Here is a 15,923-nt window from a genome sequence, read left to right as displayed (position 1 = left end):
GCCTATGCCCCACGACACGCAGGTGTCGAGGTCTTCCGGCTCGATGACGCCGCGCTCGACAAGATCGACCGCCTCGCGCAGCAGCGCATAGAGCACGCGGTTCTCGACGAAGCCTGGAACGTCCTTCTTCACCACCACCGGCAGCAGGCCGATCGAGCGGATGAGATCGCGGATAACAGCCACGGTTTCAGGCGCGGTCTTCTCGCCGCCGATCACCTCGATCATCGGGATGATGTGCGGCGGGTTCGACCAGTGCATGCCGACCATCCGCTCGGGATGCGAGATATGCGCCTGCAGCTTGGTGATCGGGATGCCCGACGTGTCGGAAGCGACGATGACGGACGGGCCGATCAGCGGATCGATGTCACGATAGGTCTGCGCCTTGATGTCGATATTCTCGGGCACGTTCTCGATCACCAGTTCGGCGCCATCGACGGCCTCGGCAATCGTCTCGACGAAACGCACTTTGCCGGCACCAGTCCCGGGCGCCTCGATGTCGAGACGGTCGAGCACGCCGCCGGCAAGATCGAGCATGCCGCGGGCGCGCTCGATTGCCCCTGGCGAAACGTCATACGCCGTCACATCGAGCCCGCCGCGCGAAAGCCGCGCGGCGATGCCTGGACCCATCGTTCCCAGTCCGATGAGAGCGGCGCGCTTGATCATCATGCGGCCTTTGCGGGAGCAGCAGTGGTTGCCGCCTTGAAGGCCGGCCGAGCGGCGATCGCGGCCACCCAGCGCTCCAGATCGGGCATTGACGGCCGGTCGATCTTGAAGTCGACGCAGCGCTTCAGGATCGGCGCGCAGGCAATGTCGGCAAGGGTCAGCTTGCCGAGCGCCAGGAAGTCCTTGCCGGCCAGATGGCCGTCGATGATCTTGAGCTGCGCGACAAGGTCCTTCACTTGCTCCTTGTATTCGGCGGTCTGTTCCTCGGGCGTGAGTTTGGCGCCTTTGAAGGCCGCCAGGTAGCCCGGATTGACCGCAGCCAGCAGGAAGTCCATCCAGCGCTCGACCTCGGTCTTTTCCGCCGGCGTAGCGCCATTCAACTGTTCGCCGCCGAATGCCGCGAGATAGCGCAGGATGGTGTTGGACTCCCAGATCACGGTGTCGCCGTCGACCAGCGTCGGCACCTTGGAGGTCGGGTTGAGCGCCTTGTATTCCGCCGTCTGCGTGTTCTCGAACTGGCGGCCATAATCCTCGCGCTTGTAGGACGCTCCCAGCTCTTCGAGCATGAAGAGCACCTTCTGGACGTTGCCTGATGTCTGGCGGCCTAACAGCTTGTACATGTCGTCTCCTCGCTAGTGTCCAGGGCCTACTTGCTCGCCGGCAGCGGCTTGTAGACGATGGCGTCCATTTCGATCTTGGTGTTGATGACCGCTTTTGCCTCGACGGTCGTGCGCGCCAGAACGGCGTCGCCGATCCCTTCGAGGAACGCCTTGTTGTAGCGGCCGAAATCGCGCGTATCCTCGAGATAGGTGGTGATCCGCACGACATCCGACAGCGTCGCGCCTTCATGCGCGATGACGCGCGCGATGGTCTTCAGCGTCGCCAGCGTCTCTTCTTCGATCGTGCCGCTGATCATGTTGTTGTTCTCGTCTTTCGGCACCTGGCCCGAGACGAAGATGAAATCGCCGGCACGCACCGCCGGATGAAACGGCAGGTTCGGGTTCTTGTTGCCGATGGCGTAGTGGCTGGCGGATTTTCGCGTGCTGTCGCTCAACATATCCCCCTAGAGAACGCTGGTTTCGATGATGTCGACGCCGCGGATTCGGTCGATCAGGTAGACGATGCCGCGGTCGTCGATGGTCACGTCGTTGGACGAGGAACGCTCCGCGCCCTCCGGCGCGTCGGGCATGAAATGACCGACTTCCTTTGGCGCGAACGGATCGGCGATGTCGACGAGGCGCAGCCCCTGCGCGAACCACGCAAACGGAATGACGGTGCCATTGAACCGCTCGGAAGGCTGATGGCAGCCGGTCATCTGCGGCTGCGGTGAACCGTCCGTGTCGAGGCCTGGCACCTGGAAGGTCGAGATCGGCAACGGGTTGGTCTCGTCAGTGATGTCGTAAATCCAGGTGAAGGCCGGCGGCGATGGCCGAAGCTTGGCGACATCCTCGTCCGCCACCACCATGATGTTGCGGCCTTTGAGCGGCTGTGGAATCGGCAGGCAGGTGTGCGTGGGATGCGGAAAGCTCGGGCTCGAATTGACGTGCGAGACCAGCTTCGGCTTGGTGATGTCCGAAATGTCGAGGATGAACAGGCCATGATGCCAGTAGCTGACATAGAGCCTGTCGCCCATTCGCAGCGGATGGTGACAGCGCGGCGTGACATAGTCGTGCCAAGGATACTCTTCGCCGCCCCCGGTCCACTGGCCCGGTATCCACCAGCGTCCGACCTCGACCGGCTTCGCGGGATCGATCAGGTCGAGGATCATCACGATGTTGCCGACATAACCGTCGGCGGTCGGCGATATGTAGGCGTAACGGCCGTCGAAGTCGTAGCGGTGGACGCCCTTGCCGCCGGTTATCCATTTCGAGATGAGCTTCGGCTGTGCCGGCTTGGTGGTGTCGTAGAGCGCCAGTCCGCCGCCGAAATCAGCCGGGCCGGCGTCGCCAAAGCGCTCGTGGTTGATGATCATCAGTCCGTCCTTGGCGCGCACCTTGTGCGAGTGCCAACCGGGCGGGACATCGATCGTCGTAATTTTGCGCGGATTGCGCGGGTCGGAAATGTCGACCAGCGTCGTGCCGCTCGGCGGCCGCATGTGGCCGATATAGAGGATGTTGCCGTCGACCCAGACCTGACCGCCGCCTGGGCAGTCGACATGGCCGATCTGCTTTGTGTTGAACGCCGAAACCAAATGCATACGCCCTTGCTGCTGAAATTCCATTTCGATGTCCACGCCGCCAATGGCGGCGCGGACATTGCCTGCCGGAGGACCGGAACTAGACGAGACGGAGCAGATCGCCGGCCTGGTTGCGGCCCCAGCGCTTGTAGAGGAGCAGCGCCTTCTGCGTCGGCGCATCGGTGGCGCCGAAGAAGATCACCGGCTCGCTCGACGAGCCGTTGACATGCTCGACCCAGGAACCGCCGGGTATGGCGATGGTGTCGAACTGGTTCCAGTCATAGCGCTTGCCGTCGATGATCGAATGGCCGTTGCCGCGGAACGGCGCCAAGAGCAGGCTGGCGGTCTCGCGCTGCGGCAAGGTCTTCTCGCCGGGGCGCAGCATCTGCACGTAGAAATTGATGGTGTGGAAGACGGGTCCGCCGGTCGTCGGATCGACATAGTCGATGACGATGCCTTCATGGGGGTCGCCATCCCAATCCTTGTGGGCGTCGAGAACCGCTTCCATCTTCTCCCAGCGATAGACATACATCGGCGACGACAGGCCGCCGCCGCGCTTGTGGTCGACGAAACGCGGCATCAGGCCACCTTCGCCATAGATGCGCTGTGAGTAGTCGCTGGGATAGCGGGCGGTCTGCACCTTCTTCTCGACTTCCTTGCCGTCGACCATCTCGGTGTATTTGTGATCGAAATGGACGGCATGCAGCGTTTCGACCAGCGGCAGGTCGAGCACCGACAGGTTGACCGCCTGCTCGCCGCCAACGGTGCCATGATTGTGCCAGGCGTCGTTGGGCGTCAGCACCATGTCGCCCGGGCCGAAGACCACGTCTTCGCCCTCGACGCCGGTGAAATTGCCCTTGCCCGTCAGGCCGAAGCGGATGGCGCTCGGCGAGTGCTTGTGCGGCGGCATGATCTCGTCGGGATCGTTCAAGCGGTAGGCGGTGTACATGGTGCTGACCGATGCACGCTTGGGTGCAAGACCGGGATTGACGAGGATCAGCGAACGGCGCTCGCTGTCGTCCATGGTCACCAGTTCGGCGGCGCGCTGGAGCAGCGGCTCGATGTCCGAATAGGACCACACGAAGGGAACGGCTTTCGACGTCGCCATCAACTGCTTGATCTCGTCATGGTCGACGCCTTCCGACGTCGCCCAGAACGGAAACATGTTCTTTGCGTAGAGGGCGTCATAGAGGCCCTTGAGTGCCGCCTTCTTGTTGGTGAGCACATCGTTAGCTGGTTGCGCCAGGGACATATCGGACACCTCTCGTCACGAAGAAAATACTTCTAACCAACTCAACCGTATTCGCATTGGTTTTGCTCGACAATACCCAAATTGCGAATTTTATAAGTTTTTGGTTGAGGTGCATTCTTGAGAGGCAAATGCCCAGAAATAGGCAGAAACAGCCTGGAAATGCACGAAATTCAGCTCACAATCAGGGCGTGAAACCGCTTCGTCACGGCCATGCTGACGTGCATGACAGTCCAACCAACGCAGTTTTTCAGTCTCAACCAAAAGACTTTGGTTGCATTCCGGCCGCCTTATCAGGCAGCCACGCTCTGTTGAGCGCGGCTGCGGATCAGATCCGCGGCCTTTTCGGCGATCATGATGACCGCCGCATTGATGTTGCCGCAAACGAGGTCGGGCATGACCGAGGCGTCCACGACACGAAGCCCGGCAATGCCGCGCACCCGCAATTCCGGATCGACCACCGACTCTGCATCGACGCCCATGCGGCACGTGCCGGCCGGATGATGCACGGTGATCGAGGTCTTGCGGATATGCTCGTCGATCTCTTCGTCGCTCTCGCATTTCGGGCCGGGGAAGAACTCCGCGCCGACGAACGGGGTCATGGACGGCTGGCTGGCAAGGTTGCGCGCAACACGAAAGCCGGCGCGAAGCGACTGCCAGTCGCGCTGCGAGGACAGGAAATTCTGATGGATCAGGGGCGCGGCGACCGGATCGCTCGACGCCAGCTTGACGCTGCCGCGGCTCTCCGGCTGCACCGCAACGATACGGGTCGCAAAGCCGTCGGCGAACGGCGCCTTGAACGGCGACATGTAAGGCCATGCCCCAAGCGGCGCGGCGGTGAAAAGCAGCTGTACGTCCGGCAACGGCCGGCTTGTGTCGCTTTTCAGGAATGCCACGACGCCGCCAGGCACATCTCCCGAAAAGCCCTTTCCGGTGAGATAAGTCCTGACGAAATCCAGCCCGATACGATCGGCCCGCATCATCTTGAGAAACGGTCCAGGCTGTTTGCGCCGATACATCAGGATGACCGAAACGTGGTCCTGCAGATTCTTGCCGACTTGCGCACGATCGACCTTCGTCTCGATGCCATGCGCCGCCAGCTCGCCGCTGTCGCCTATGCCTGACAGCATCATCAGCTGCGGTGTGTTGATGACGCCGCCGGCAAGCAGAACTTCGCGCCGCGCCAGAACTTCATGGCTCGCCCCGCCTCTGGTGTAGGCAATGCCGGCTGCGCGGCCATCCCTGAGCAGGATCTTCGTCGCCATCGCGCCGGTCAGCACCTTGACATTGCCGCGCCGCATGGCGGGCCGCAGATAGGCGGTTGCGGTCGAGCAGCGGCGGCCGTTGGCAATTGTCATCTGCAGCCGGCCGAAGCCTTCCTGTATGGCGCCGTTATAGTCATCGGTCTGCGGGTATCCGGCATCACGGCTGGCTGTGGCGAAGGCATCGATCAGTTCGTCCTTGTAGCGGCAGAACTGGGTGTTCAGCGGCCCGCTGCCGCCACGGTACCGGCTTTCGCCCGCTTCCCAGCGCTCCTGCTTCTTGAAGTAGGGCAGCACCTTGTCGAACGACCAGTCCGTCAGGCCGCTTGCCGCCCAGCGATCGTAGTCGCCGCGATTGCCGCGCACATAAGCCATGGCGTTGGTGGAGGAAGAGCCGCCGATGACCTTGCCGCGCGCGCATTCGACCTTGCGGCCGCCGACATTGGCCTCGGGCTCGCAGAAATACATCCAGTCGTGGCGGCGTTCCGTCAGTATCTTGCCCCAGCCGAGCGGGATGTGGATCATCGGATCGCGGTCCCAATCCCCCGCCTCCAACAAAAGCACCGACACGGCAGGGTCTTCGCTCAGCCGGTTCGCCAGCACGCAGCCGGCCGATCCCGCACCGACAATGACGTAGTCAAAGGTTTCGCCAGCCGGCATGCGTGATCCTCGGGAGAAAGACGTCTGCCGCGATGGCAACCGTCGACATGGGCAGTCAACCATCGCGCAACTGGTGTTGTCAACCATTGCGTACAGTTGTAGATTGGTTGAATTGGTTGAGTGCCGTCGAACAGGTTTTCGTGTCACAATATGATGTCGGGACGTTGAGTCGGCGGTCTGCCGATCGGACAGGAGATTTGGTTTTGAGCGCATTCGAGCCGCAGGTCGGACCATCTGATCTCGACGACATCATCGCCGCGGTCCGCCAGTTGCAGCAGGGCGGCGGCAAGCTTCCGTCCGAGCGCGATCTTGCGGAACATCTGAGCGTCAAGCGCCATCAGCTTCGCAAGGCGCTTGAAGTGCTGCGCCTTTCGGGCGACCTCAAACCGGCGCGCGCCAGGCGGGCGCCGACCGCCCTTCCGAGATATGGCGAGGAACTGGTCAGGGTAACCAATCCGATCGAGGTCCTGGAATTGCGCCTGATCATGGAGCCGGGCCTTGCCCGACTGGCGTCGCTGCGCGCCTCCTCTTTCGAGACGGCGCGGATCCTCGACGCGGCAACCACGCCGGAGAACGCCCCGTCGGGTGAGGTCGATTTCGCTTTCCATCTCGCGATCGTTGCCGCGGCCCGCAACCATCTCGCCGCGGAATTCTACAAGATGCTGCGCCAGGTCGGTGTCGATGCGCGAGTGAAGGTTGCGCGCACCGCGGCACCCACCTGCCCCAAGCGGATCGCCCACCGCGACGGCGAGCATCGCCTGATCGCCGAAGCGATCTCGCAGCGCGACCCCGAAGCGGCAGAGGCCGCAATGCGCGCGCACCTTCTGTCGGTGCAGAGACAGATCATGGAACGGTCGAATGCCGGCGCCTTTGCCGCGTGATCGCATCACCTCTGACATCGAGCCTGTGCGGGGAATTTCAAATTGAAACGTCATTTCGACGTGCTGGTCATCGGCGCGGGATCCGCTGGCTCGGTTGTTGCCAGCCGTCTCAGTGAAGACCGGTCGTGCCAGGTCGGCCTCATCGAAGCCGGGACGATGCCGGCCGATCCCGACATCGCCGACCCGCTGAAATGGACGATGCTCCAGGGCCGCGCCTACGACTGGAGCTACCGGACCGTGCCCCAGCCCTTCACCGCCAACCGCGTCCATGAATGGCCGCGCGGCAGGATAGTCGGCGGCTCGAGCTGCCTGCATGCAATGGCCTATGTGCGCGGCCATGCCGATGATTTCGAATCCTGGGCACAGGCCGGCGGCGAGCGCTGGTCCTATCGGGGATTGTTGCCGGGCTTCATCCGCAGCGAAGCCTTCACCGCTTTCGACGGGCCAACACGCGGCAAGAGCGGCCCGCTGGACGTCTATCTGCCGGACGCCGAGGTCAGTCCGGTCGTGCGTGCCTACATCGCCGCCGGGCGATCCATGGGGGCTCCCGCCCTGAGCGACCACAACAGCGGCGAGCTGGTCGGCACCAGCCCCAATTCACTCAACATACGCGACGGCAAGCGCCTGAGCGTCGCCGACGCCTATCTGCCGCCGCGGGTCATGGCGCGGCCGAACCTGACCTTGCTCGCAGGCCACGAGGTCGAGCATCTGGTGCTGGACGGCCACAAGGTCACGGGCGTGAGCGTGGTCTGCGAGGGCCAGACCAGAACGCTCTGTGCCGACCGGATTGTCCTTTGCGCCGGCGCCGTGTCCACGCCGCTCATCCTCATGCGGTCGGGCATTGGTTGCCCGGATACGCTGAAGCAGGCTGACATACGCTGCCTTGCCGATCGCAGCGAGGTGGGCCGCAACCTACAGGATCATCTGCTGGCTCTTGGAAATGTCTACAGCACCAAAAAGCCGGTGCCGCCTTCCCGCCTGCAGCACTCCGAATCGCTGATGTATCTGCACAGCGACGACCCGACCCGCTCGACGGGAAGTCCCGATATCGTGCTCGCCTGCGTCGTCGCTCCGTCGGCGGCCGAGGGCCTGAATGCCCCGCTTTATGGCTCGGCCTTTACCATCCTTTGCGGCGTCACCCATCCGACAAGCCGCGGGCGCATCACACCGAGCGGCCCTGGCCGCAACGATGCGCCGGTCATCGACCCGCATTATCTGGAAACCGAACACGATCGCGCGACATTCAGGATGGCGTTGAACCGGGCGCGCATGGTCGGCCATCATGCGGCCCTGGACGAATGGCGCGATACGGAGATCCTGCCAGGTGCACCGGTTCGGTCCGATGCCGAACTCGATGCTTTCATCGCCAGGGCTGCTTCCACCCATCACCATCCGGCCGGCACCTGCCGGATGGGTCTTGACACCGAGGCCGTCGTCGATCCCGACTTGCGGCTGAACGGCTTCGACAATGCCTTTGTCGTCGACGCCTCGGTGATGCCGGCGATCCCGAGCGGACCGATCAACGCGGCGATCGTCGCCATCGCCGAAACCTGGGCGGCGTCTTCACGGGTTACCCCGCCGGCAGCGTGAGGGCGTCCGCGTCCGACAATTCCCCTGGCTCCGGTTCCCGGCGACTATCAGCTATGGAGATGCGTCAGCTCAAACGCGGCTCCGTCCTGGACGCCGGCCATGCGCTGCTCGGCGGACCGGAACATGTCCGCGAACTCCACCTGGTTCTCGAACACCACGCCGCCGACCTTGACCGTCAAGGCATCCTCGGTGCCTTTTGGCGCGAAATAGACTTGTGCGATGCGCGCCCTGATACGCTCGCCGATTTCCCTGGCTTCTGCTTCGGTCGCGCCGGCGAGGAAAACCCCGAACATCGACGTCCCCATACGTCCAACCAGATCCTCCGCGCGCACTGACGATTGTATGGTTGAGGCTATGAGCCGCAAGGCTTGATCGCCCCATTCAAGACCAAAGCGCAGGTTGATGGACCGCAGATGCTCCGAATGGATGACCAGGAAGGCGCCGGATTTCGGCCCCGGCACCGACGGCCTTGCGGTTCTTTTTTCGACCATCGACGTGAAGACCGCTCCGTTCAGGCAGCCGGTCGTGGTGTCGAAGGTTGCCGACTTGTCGAGTTCCCGGCGATAGCGACGAAGCTCGATCTGTTTCAATCCAACGAACAGAAAAAGCGGAACACCAAGAACAACAGGCAACAGGATTGCCGTGACCATGCTGCGCCCAAATGGCGTCAGCGCCTCGGAGAACAGAAGCAGATAATTGAGACCGACGGAAACGCCCAGGATTGCAGCGGTTCCCAGAAAGGTCAGCAAAGCGACGCCTTTCCATGCCTGGTCGGTGGTACTCGCCATAGTCTTTGTCACTGGCCGATCTCCTGTGGATGGACTTGTATAAGGCCGGTGTGTTGCAATTTCAGTTTCAAGGAACATTGCAATTTAATCGATTGCGCGATGACCCCATCAAGGCTGCGCCCGTGGCGGTTAACAAACAAAACATCAGGGATTGAATGACAGCCTATTGTGCCGGGCCGAACATGCCCATCTCCGCGTCCCTGGCTGTCGCCTCCGCCTTGCCGTAGATGCCGCTCGGCAGCGCCGTGGCCCAGCCGTTGGAGACAAGCCAGGCGCCAACATCCTGCTTGCCCAGCTTGCACGGTGCGGCGACGGCAAAACGCTCGACGTCCGGCGGTACGAAACAGTGCAGTGCACGTCCCCTCAGCCAGGAATTGAAAACGGCGCGGGCGCGCACGCCGCAAGGCCAGGTGACGTCATGAAACGAGCAGGAGCTGTCGAGATCGATGCCTCGCACTCCGCTGATGACCACCTTGCGGCCCATGGCTTCGAACATCGCCGATGATGTGGCAACCGGGCGGTAGAGCAAGACCTCCCGCCAATCCCTGGGCATCGGCGATTTCGGGGGCACGGCGAGACCGAGCTCGCTGAGCGGCGGACGGGGCTCGGTCCGTTCGATCTCAGCTGGACCAAGCCGTGGCGGAGCGATCAGGTCTTGAGCAACCTTGCGCGCCGGCTCCAGGCGTTGTGCGCCGGCAACCCGGGCAACCGGCCGGATAGGCTGGGTATCGTCAACATCTGGCGACCGGGCACGGACAGGCTGATCGACCGAAAGCAACGCCCCGCCCTGAATGATCAGCAGGATCCCGGCCAGGAGCAGGAGGCTTCCAAGTGCGATCGCCAAGCGGCTGCGGCCCGGCCTGGCCATCAGCTTGAACAGGATCCCAGGGATTTGCGCCGGTCAGAAACCCGACGTCGATTTGGCAACCAGCTTGAGCGCACCTTTTTCAATCCGATAGAACGGCATCGAGCGTTGGCTGGATCCGTCGGCCCGAAACCGGAACAGGCCGGTCGACCCGCGAAAGCCGTTTGGATTCTCGAGAGTTTTTTTGCTGAAACCATCGGGCCCGACCGCGCTGGCAATCCCTGCCGTCAGGGCAACCATATCATAGGCGTAGGCCACATTGACGTCAGCCGGATAGTTGTATGTCGTCCTGAAGCGGTCGGCGATCGGCCCGGTTTCGCTTGGATCGAGCGTGGCGATAAACGCCCCCTCGAAGAGCGGATCCATGGGGTGCTCCAGCCAACGGTTCGTCCCGACGACGGAGATCGTCTTTCCCGGAATGCCCTTCGATTTGAGGGCGGCAAGGACAGGCGACGGACTGCCATTGCCGCTGGCGACGATGACGGCGTCGGGGGCGTCCACGAGTGAGCCCATTTCGTCGACCGTCTTCGCGCCGTCGCCGGCAGAATATCGGAGAGTGACCGCGAGCGCCGCGCCGTAGATGCTGAGGCTGTTTGCGACCCGCTTCTCCATGGCGCCGGCGTTTGGGCCATCCGCGACAAGCAGTACGAACTTCTTGCTGCCTTTCGCGGCCAGTCCCGCGGCGCCCGCGGCGGCGCTGTCCGCTTCGCCAAGGAGCACGGCATAGACCCCGGGGCCGCCGGCGAAATTGTCGGCGAGCGCCAGGACCGGTGGCCGCTTCGACCCCGACAGCGTGGCAATATGCTGGGCCGCCGGCAGCTCGGTCGGGCCGATGACGACTTTAGACCCCGTCGTAATGGCCGTAACCGCCAGTTTGCCGGCCAGTGCGCTGTCGCCTTTGGTATCTTCTACCGTCAGCGCCAGCAATCCGTTGCCGATATCCGTCATCGCCAGCTTGGTCGCATCGAGCATCTTCCTGCCGTTTTCCCCGGCCGTTCCAGGGGCGGACAGCGGCAGCAGCATCGTGACTTTGGTCGACCCGGTGCCCAGCGACTGGGTCGCCTGGACGGGACCGGCGCCGGCGGCGCCGTTCTGCCCGGCAGGCGCGGTAACCGCCGCCGGATCGAGCACTTCGGACACGCCGCCCTTCGACTGGCAGCCCGACACGATCGCGGCGAGCGCCAAGGCGATTGCCCATGTCCGCGGACGGTGGACCTGTCGGCCAGCTTCCATGAATGCTCCACCCCTATGTGCCGCCGGATATTGTTCCCGGTCTGGTCTTCAACGCATGTTACGGCGGACTTGCAGTGCCGTCTGTAGTTCTTTTAGCCGCCGAAAAGCCTGCCTCTGAGCGCCCTGATCTGCCTTGCTTGCCCGGCACTTCGATAGTCGGCGCATTTCATGTATCGCGGCCCGGGCACGAACACGCGGCGCACGCAAACGCCCTTTCCCTGGGCAGGGGCTCCACCCTCCCCGCCTGGCGAAAACGCGGAAAAGCCGAATGTCGCCACCGGCAAGGGGCCGGTCACTTCGATCCCTTCCCTTGCCAGGATTGCCCGCGCACGCTGGCAGTAGCGGACTGAAAGGGCCGAGAACCGGCTTTCATTGTGCCCGGCGCGATACTTCATGACGGTGGTGCAGAGATCACCCGCGGCGAGCCTGTTGGCCCGTGCAAGATATTTGACCCCCAGCGCGATGTTGGCCGCCGGCGCGCTCAGATCGTCCAGTGAACCTCGAAAGCCGAGCATCCTGGCCGTCGCCGGCATCACCTGCATCAGGCCGACTTCGCCGTCACCGCCTTGCACGTCGGGATCGAAGCCGCTTTCGATCTCCATCACCGCATGCGCCAGCATCGGCTCCAGGCCATAGATCGATGCCTGGCAACTGGCAAACGCCTTGAAAGTCTGCCGGGTCCACTCCGTGGCCGGATCACAGCGCACTGGTTGCTTCAGGCCGGACGAAAGCTGTGGTTTCACGGATGGTCGTTCCAGCCAGTTGGCACTGGCCGGCGTGACCGTTTGGACAAAGCCAAACAACACGATCGCGCCCGCGACCGCCTTCAGGAAGGATCCGTCGGCTGTCATGATGGCCAACAGGCGTGGGTTCGCCTATCCGGTCAGTGCATGTACTCGACCATGCGATCGTGAAAACACTCGCATTTGTTGAGGGTGTCTTCGTCCTTGTAGTTCGTCTTCAGGTAGCCATAGGCCTTGCCGCAAGCGACCTTGGCTTCCGATGCCCAGACGAAGACGGGCCGGGACGAGTTGATCCACTCTGAGCTGTTGGCGGCGGCAACCGACTCGTCCATCAGCTTCACCACCTGTTGCTTCAGATCGACGATGTTGTCGTTCAAGACCAGATTGGACGTGCCGACGACACGGCAATAATCGCCTGTCGGACCTTCGATGATATCGGCGGCATACCCCGTCGACCCGACTGCCAGCAACAGCGTCGCAGCGGAAACAAGCAGTCTTGCAGAACGTTTCATATTGAGCTCCCCTAAATATTAGCGACGTATAACATAATCGCGTGGTTGTGCGCTATGCCGTTACACCACGTTTGCCGTTGTCTGATGCTGGGTTATGCCGTCGTCGTAGAGCAGCGTGATCGTGTTGGCAGCGGGCAGGTTCGTCAGCGTTGCCACGTCGACGAAGTTGGCGCCGCCGGTGCTGCCGTTGGCATCGACACTGAGCGTACCCGTCCCCGCATTGTAGTTCACGAAGTCACCGATATTGGCTCCTCCAGGCGCCGTGTCAAACAGGGCGGTCAGGTCAATCTTGTCGCCATGTCCTCCCACGCCGCTGAAATCAGTGATGAGGTCCTTGATGTCGATATTCTCAAGCCGGAACGTATCGGCGCCGGCTCCTCCGGTCAGGGTGTCCTGGCCGAGACCTCCTATGAGAAGGTCGTTGCCGTCGCCGCCGCTGAGCAGGTCGTTGCCGGCTCCGCCGCTGAGGAAGTCATTGCCGCCCCGGCCGACGATGACGTCATTGCCGCCATTACCGCTGAGCTGGTCGATACCGGACGTTCCATAGATCTGGTCGGCCAGCGTTGGGTCACCGTTCACCGTGATCCCGGGATCACCAGGATTGTGCGAGAAGAAGGAGAAATTGACGGAGCGGGCCTGCCAACTGCCGCCATCATTGTCGAAGTAGGACAGGGTCCACGAGTCTCCGGCTGCCGGCGGATGCGCGATCAAGTAGCTGGCAAGCGTCGTAGCGGTGGCATTGCCTGCGCCATCGAGAAGGAAGATGTGATCGTAGTCGACCGTAGCCTTCATCTGACCCGTGGCCGGATCGTAGAACCAAGTCTGCTCGAAGGTCCCAGCGGTCAAATCGTCTTCTACTACGGCGAAGTGATTGGTGCCAATTCTGATCTCGACCTGAACCTCCTGTTCACGATGCGACCCTGCGCTACTATCTCCGAACGCACCTGGGTTTCGCTCTGAAGGGTCAATCGGCGTATCAATCGGCGTCTTTTGGAAATCGGTATAGACGACGACAGTTGCGCTGTGAGGATCCGCCAATATCGCGTTTACCGTCGCTTGCGACAGAGCAAGCGTCGTGACCTGATCATTGCCCGACGTCAGCGGACTGCTGCCATCGCCAATCTGCGACGTGTCGCTGGGCAGGCTGGTCGGCGGCACTTCGTGGATGCCAACAGTCTGTGCAACGTGAGTGTGCCCGTCATAGACATCCAGCGACAGGTTGTTGTTGACCGTGTCAGTTTGCAATGCGGTCGGCCGATAAACCAGATCGTCCAGCAGGTTGATACCGCCGGACGGATTATACAGCACCGTGCCGGCTGTCAGGGCGATATAGGTCACGCCGTTGAAATAGAACGTGCCGGTGGGGATCGTTCCCGTAGCGGTGACGATGAGGTTATCCCCGTCCGCATCCGTCGGAATGGAGACCAGCAGCGGATACCCATTCGGATAGCTGGGCGTGCTCAAGGTCTGCTGCGCCGGGTCGCTCGACATCCAGTTCTGAGTGTTCGCGACTACGGGCGCGTCATTGATGTCCGTCAGGTTGATGGTCAGCGTCGTCGTCGACAGGTCGCCGTCACCATCCTTGATGGTGTAGACGAACACGTCCGTGGTGTTCGCGTTGATGCTGTGGGCCGTCGACTGGTAGGTGTAGGAGCCGTCGGCGTTGAGATGCAGCGTGCCGTGCAGGCCGGCAATGTCGGTGTTGACACCGGTCGTCACCGCCGTTGTCGTGTTGCCGCCCGCAGCCCGGACGCCGTCGATCGTGGCACCATCTGCCCCGGCCACGTCGTTGATCAGAACGCCGGCCGCAGCAGTCACGGTCAGCAGCGCGCCTTCATTGACATTGCCGCTGTCGGCATGGGCCGTCGGCACGTCGTCGACGATGTCGATGGTGATGGTGTTGGTGATCGTGTTGCCGTTGGCGTCGGTGGCCTGGTAGGTGAAGGTCTCGACATTGTTGACGGTGTTGGTGCCGTTGTTGGCGTCGGCGCCGTCGACCGGCGAGGTCAGCGTGTAGCTGTAGGTGCCGTTGGCATTGAAGGTCAGCGTGCCGTGCGCGCCGATGGCGTTGCTCACCAGTGCGTAGGTGTAGGGCCCGGTGCCGCCCGATACATTGTCGGCGACCGTTCCGGCGATGGTCTCGGCGGTGCTCGACGGGTTGCTGCCGATCGGCAGCGCCGCCTCGTTGACCGTCAGGTCGTCGTTGGAGACGGCAAGGCCGCTGTCCGACAGGTTGATGGTCAGGGTCGTCGTCGACAGGTCGCCGTCGCCGTCCATGATGGTGTAGACGAAGGTCTCCGTTGCGCCTGCCGGCGGAACCACGTTGGGCAGGCCGTCATAGCTGTAGCTGCCATTGGCCTGCAGCGTCAGCGTGCCGAAGCTGCCGTTGATCACCGTGTTGACGCCCGTCGTCACCGCCGTCGTGGTGTCGCCGCCCGCAACGCGGACCCCGACAACGCCGCCGCCCGCCGCCGCACCGTCGGCGCCGAACACGTCGTCCGTGCCGTCGCTCAGCACGTTGCCGAGCACGATCCCGCCCTCGACAACGCTGTTGGTGTCGGCATGGGCCGTCGGCACGTCGTCGGTGACGTCGATGGTGATGGTGTTGGTGATCGTGTTGCCGTTGGCGTCGGTGGCCTGGTAGGTGAAGGTCTCGACATTGTTGACGGTGTTGGTGCCGTTGTTGGCGTCGGCGCCGTCGACCGGCGAGGTCAGCGTGTAGCTGTAGGTGCCGTTGGCATTGAAGGTCAGCGTGCCGTGCGCGCCGATGGCGTTGCTCACCAGTGCGTAGGTGTAGGGCCCGGTGCCGCCCGATACATTGTCGGCGACCGTTCCGGCGATGGTCTCGGCGGTGCTCGACGGGTTGCTGCCGATCGGCAGCGCCGCCTCGTTGACCGTCAGGTCGTCGTTGGAGACGGCAAGGCCGCTGTCCGACAGGTTGATGGTCAGGGTCGTCGTCGACAGGTCGCCGTCGCCGTCCATGATGGTGTAGACGAAGGTCTCCGTTGCGCCTGCCGGCGGAACCACGTTGGGCAGGCCGTCATAGCTGTAGCTGCCATTGGCCTGCAGCGTCAGCGTGCCGAAGCTGCCGTTGATCACCGTGTTGACGCCCGTCGTCACCGCCGTCGTGGTGTCGCCGCCCGCAACGCGGACCCCGACAACGCCGCCGCCCGCCGCCGCACCGTCGGCGCCGAACACGTCGTCCGTGCCGTCGCTCAGCACGTTGCCGAGCACGATCCCGCCCTCGACAACGCTGTTGGTGTCGGCATGGGCCGTCGGCACGTCGTCGACGATGTCGATG

General features: G+C 62.9%; 14 protein-coding genes. 2 read left to right on the top strand and 12 right to left on the bottom strand.

Annotated elements, in window-relative coordinates:
• The 6 genes from EN949_RS22170 to EN949_RS22145 form a co-directional block, all read right to left on the bottom strand.
• Window positions 1–663 (bottom strand): 3-hydroxyacyl-CoA dehydrogenase NAD-binding domain-containing protein (locus tag EN949_RS22170; RefSeq protein ID WP_127371776.1); only part of this gene is annotated, 663 nt, incomplete at its 3' end.
• A complete protein-coding gene (locus EN949_RS22165) occupies window positions 663–1,283 on the bottom strand; it encodes a glutathione S-transferase family protein (protein WP_127367059.1) in 621 nt (206 codons plus the stop codon). The genes EN949_RS22165 and EN949_RS22170, both read right to left, overlap by 1 nt.
• Before the next feature lie 26 nt (window positions 1,284–1,309).
• Complete coding sequence (locus EN949_RS22160) at window positions 1,310–1,720, bottom strand: RidA family protein (protein ID WP_013529860.1); 411 nt, start codon at window positions 1,718–1,720, stop codon at window positions 1,310–1,312.
• Between the two features lie 6 nt (window positions 1,721–1,726).
• Window positions 1,727–2,884 (bottom strand): hypothetical protein, encoded by a 1,158-nt coding sequence (locus EN949_RS22155; RefSeq protein WP_013529859.1) that lies wholly within the window; start codon window positions 2,882–2,884, stop codon window positions 1,727–1,729.
• A gap of 55 nt (window positions 2,885–2,939) precedes the next feature.
• Window positions 2,940–4,091: a cupin domain-containing protein gene (locus EN949_RS22150; protein WP_024505127.1), complete on the bottom strand. Its 1,152-nt coding sequence runs from the start codon at window positions 4,089–4,091 to the stop codon at window positions 2,940–2,942.
• Window positions 4,092–4,381: 290 nt separating this feature from the next.
• Window positions 4,382–6,010 (bottom strand): choline dehydrogenase, encoded by a 1,629-nt coding sequence (locus EN949_RS22145; RefSeq protein ID WP_127365872.1) that lies wholly within the window; start codon window positions 6,008–6,010, stop codon window positions 4,382–4,384.
• Between the two features lie 203 nt (window positions 6,011–6,213).
• Between EN949_RS22145 and EN949_RS22140 the strand changes: the two genes are divergently transcribed.
• Both EN949_RS22140 and EN949_RS22135 read left to right on the top strand, forming a co-directional pair.
• A complete protein-coding gene (locus EN949_RS22140; RefSeq protein ID WP_013529856.1) occupies window positions 6,214–6,891 on the top strand; it encodes an FCD domain-containing protein in 678 nt (225 codons plus the stop codon).
• Window positions 6,892–6,933: 42 nt separating this feature from the next.
• On the top strand, window positions 6,934–8,481 hold the full coding sequence (locus EN949_RS22135) for a GMC family oxidoreductase N-terminal domain-containing protein (protein ID WP_164755390.1): 1,548 nt from the start codon (window positions 6,934–6,936) through the stop codon (window positions 8,479–8,481).
• Between the two features lie 47 nt (window positions 8,482–8,528).
• On the opposite strand, the gene EN949_RS22130 is transcribed toward EN949_RS22135, so the two are convergent.
• The 6 genes from EN949_RS22130 to EN949_RS22105 all read right to left on the bottom strand — a co-directional run.
• Window positions 8,529–9,281, bottom strand: coding sequence for a GGDEF domain-containing protein (locus EN949_RS22130; protein WP_082826542.1), 753 nt, complete (start codon window positions 9,279–9,281; stop codon window positions 8,529–8,531).
• Between the two features lie 151 nt (window positions 9,282–9,432).
• Complete coding sequence (locus EN949_RS22125) at window positions 9,433–10,137, bottom strand: thermonuclease family protein (protein WP_127365871.1); 705 nt, start codon at window positions 10,135–10,137, stop codon at window positions 9,433–9,435.
• A gap of 33 nt (window positions 10,138–10,170) precedes the next feature.
• The gene (locus EN949_RS22120; protein WP_224621911.1) at window positions 10,171–11,319 is read right to left on the bottom strand and encodes an ABC transporter substrate-binding protein; all 1,149 of its coding nucleotides are present in this window, start codon (window positions 11,317–11,319) and stop codon (window positions 10,171–10,173) included.
• Between the two features lie 140 nt (window positions 11,320–11,459).
• The gene (locus EN949_RS22115; RefSeq protein ID WP_127365874.1) at window positions 11,460–12,218 is read right to left on the bottom strand and encodes a transglycosylase SLT domain-containing protein; all 759 of its coding nucleotides are present in this window, start codon (window positions 12,216–12,218) and stop codon (window positions 11,460–11,462) included.
• A 32-nt stretch (window positions 12,219–12,250) separates the two neighbouring features.
• Window positions 12,251–12,622: a hypothetical protein gene (locus EN949_RS22110; RefSeq protein WP_013529850.1), complete on the bottom strand. Its 372-nt coding sequence runs from the start codon at window positions 12,620–12,622 to the stop codon at window positions 12,251–12,253.
• 60 nt (window positions 12,623–12,682) lie between these two features.
• On the bottom strand, window positions 12,683–15,923 hold a 3,241-nt coding region (locus tag EN949_RS22105; RefSeq protein ID WP_164782529.1), incomplete at its 5' end, for an Ig-like domain-containing protein.

It is taken from the genome of Mesorhizobium sp. M7A.F.Ca.US.007.01.2.1 (assembly GCF_003998165.1).
Lineage (GTDB): Bacteria > Pseudomonadota > Alphaproteobacteria > Rhizobiales > Rhizobiaceae > Mesorhizobium > Mesorhizobium ciceri.
Note: the sequence above shows the minus strand (reverse complement) of the source record. Positions and strands in the feature narration are given on the sequence as shown.

Bases quoted from the DNA above. Each gene is read 5' to 3' on its own strand.
- EN949_RS22165 (WP_127367059.1), bottom strand. From the start codon at position 1,283: ATGTACAAGCTGTTAGGCCGCCAGACATCAGGCAACGTCCAGAAGGTG.
- EN949_RS22145 (WP_127365872.1), bottom strand. From the start codon at position 6,010: ATGCCGGCTGGCGAAACCTTTGACTACGTCATTGTCGGTGCGGGATCG.
- EN949_RS22115 (WP_127365874.1), bottom strand. From the start codon at position 12,218: ATGACAGCCGACGGATCCTTCCTGAAGGCGGTCGCGGGCGCGATCGTG.
- EN949_RS22160 (WP_013529860.1), bottom strand. From the start codon at position 1,720: ATGTTGAGCGACAGCACGCGAAAATCCGCCAGCCACTACGCCATCGGC.
- EN949_RS22150 (WP_024505127.1), bottom strand. From the start codon at position 4,091: ATGTCCCTGGCGCAACCAGCTAACGATGTGCTCACCAACAAGAAGGCG.
- EN949_RS22110 (WP_013529850.1), bottom strand. From the start codon at position 12,622: ATGAAACGTTCTGCAAGACTGCTTGTTTCCGCTGCGACGCTGTTGCTG.
- EN949_RS22125 (WP_127365871.1), bottom strand. From the start codon at position 10,137: ATGGCCAGGCCGGGCCGCAGCCGCTTGGCGATCGCACTTGGAAGCCTC.
- EN949_RS22155 (WP_013529859.1), bottom strand. From the start codon at position 2,884: ATGGAATTTCAGCAGCAAGGGCGTATGCATTTGGTTTCGGCGTTCAAC.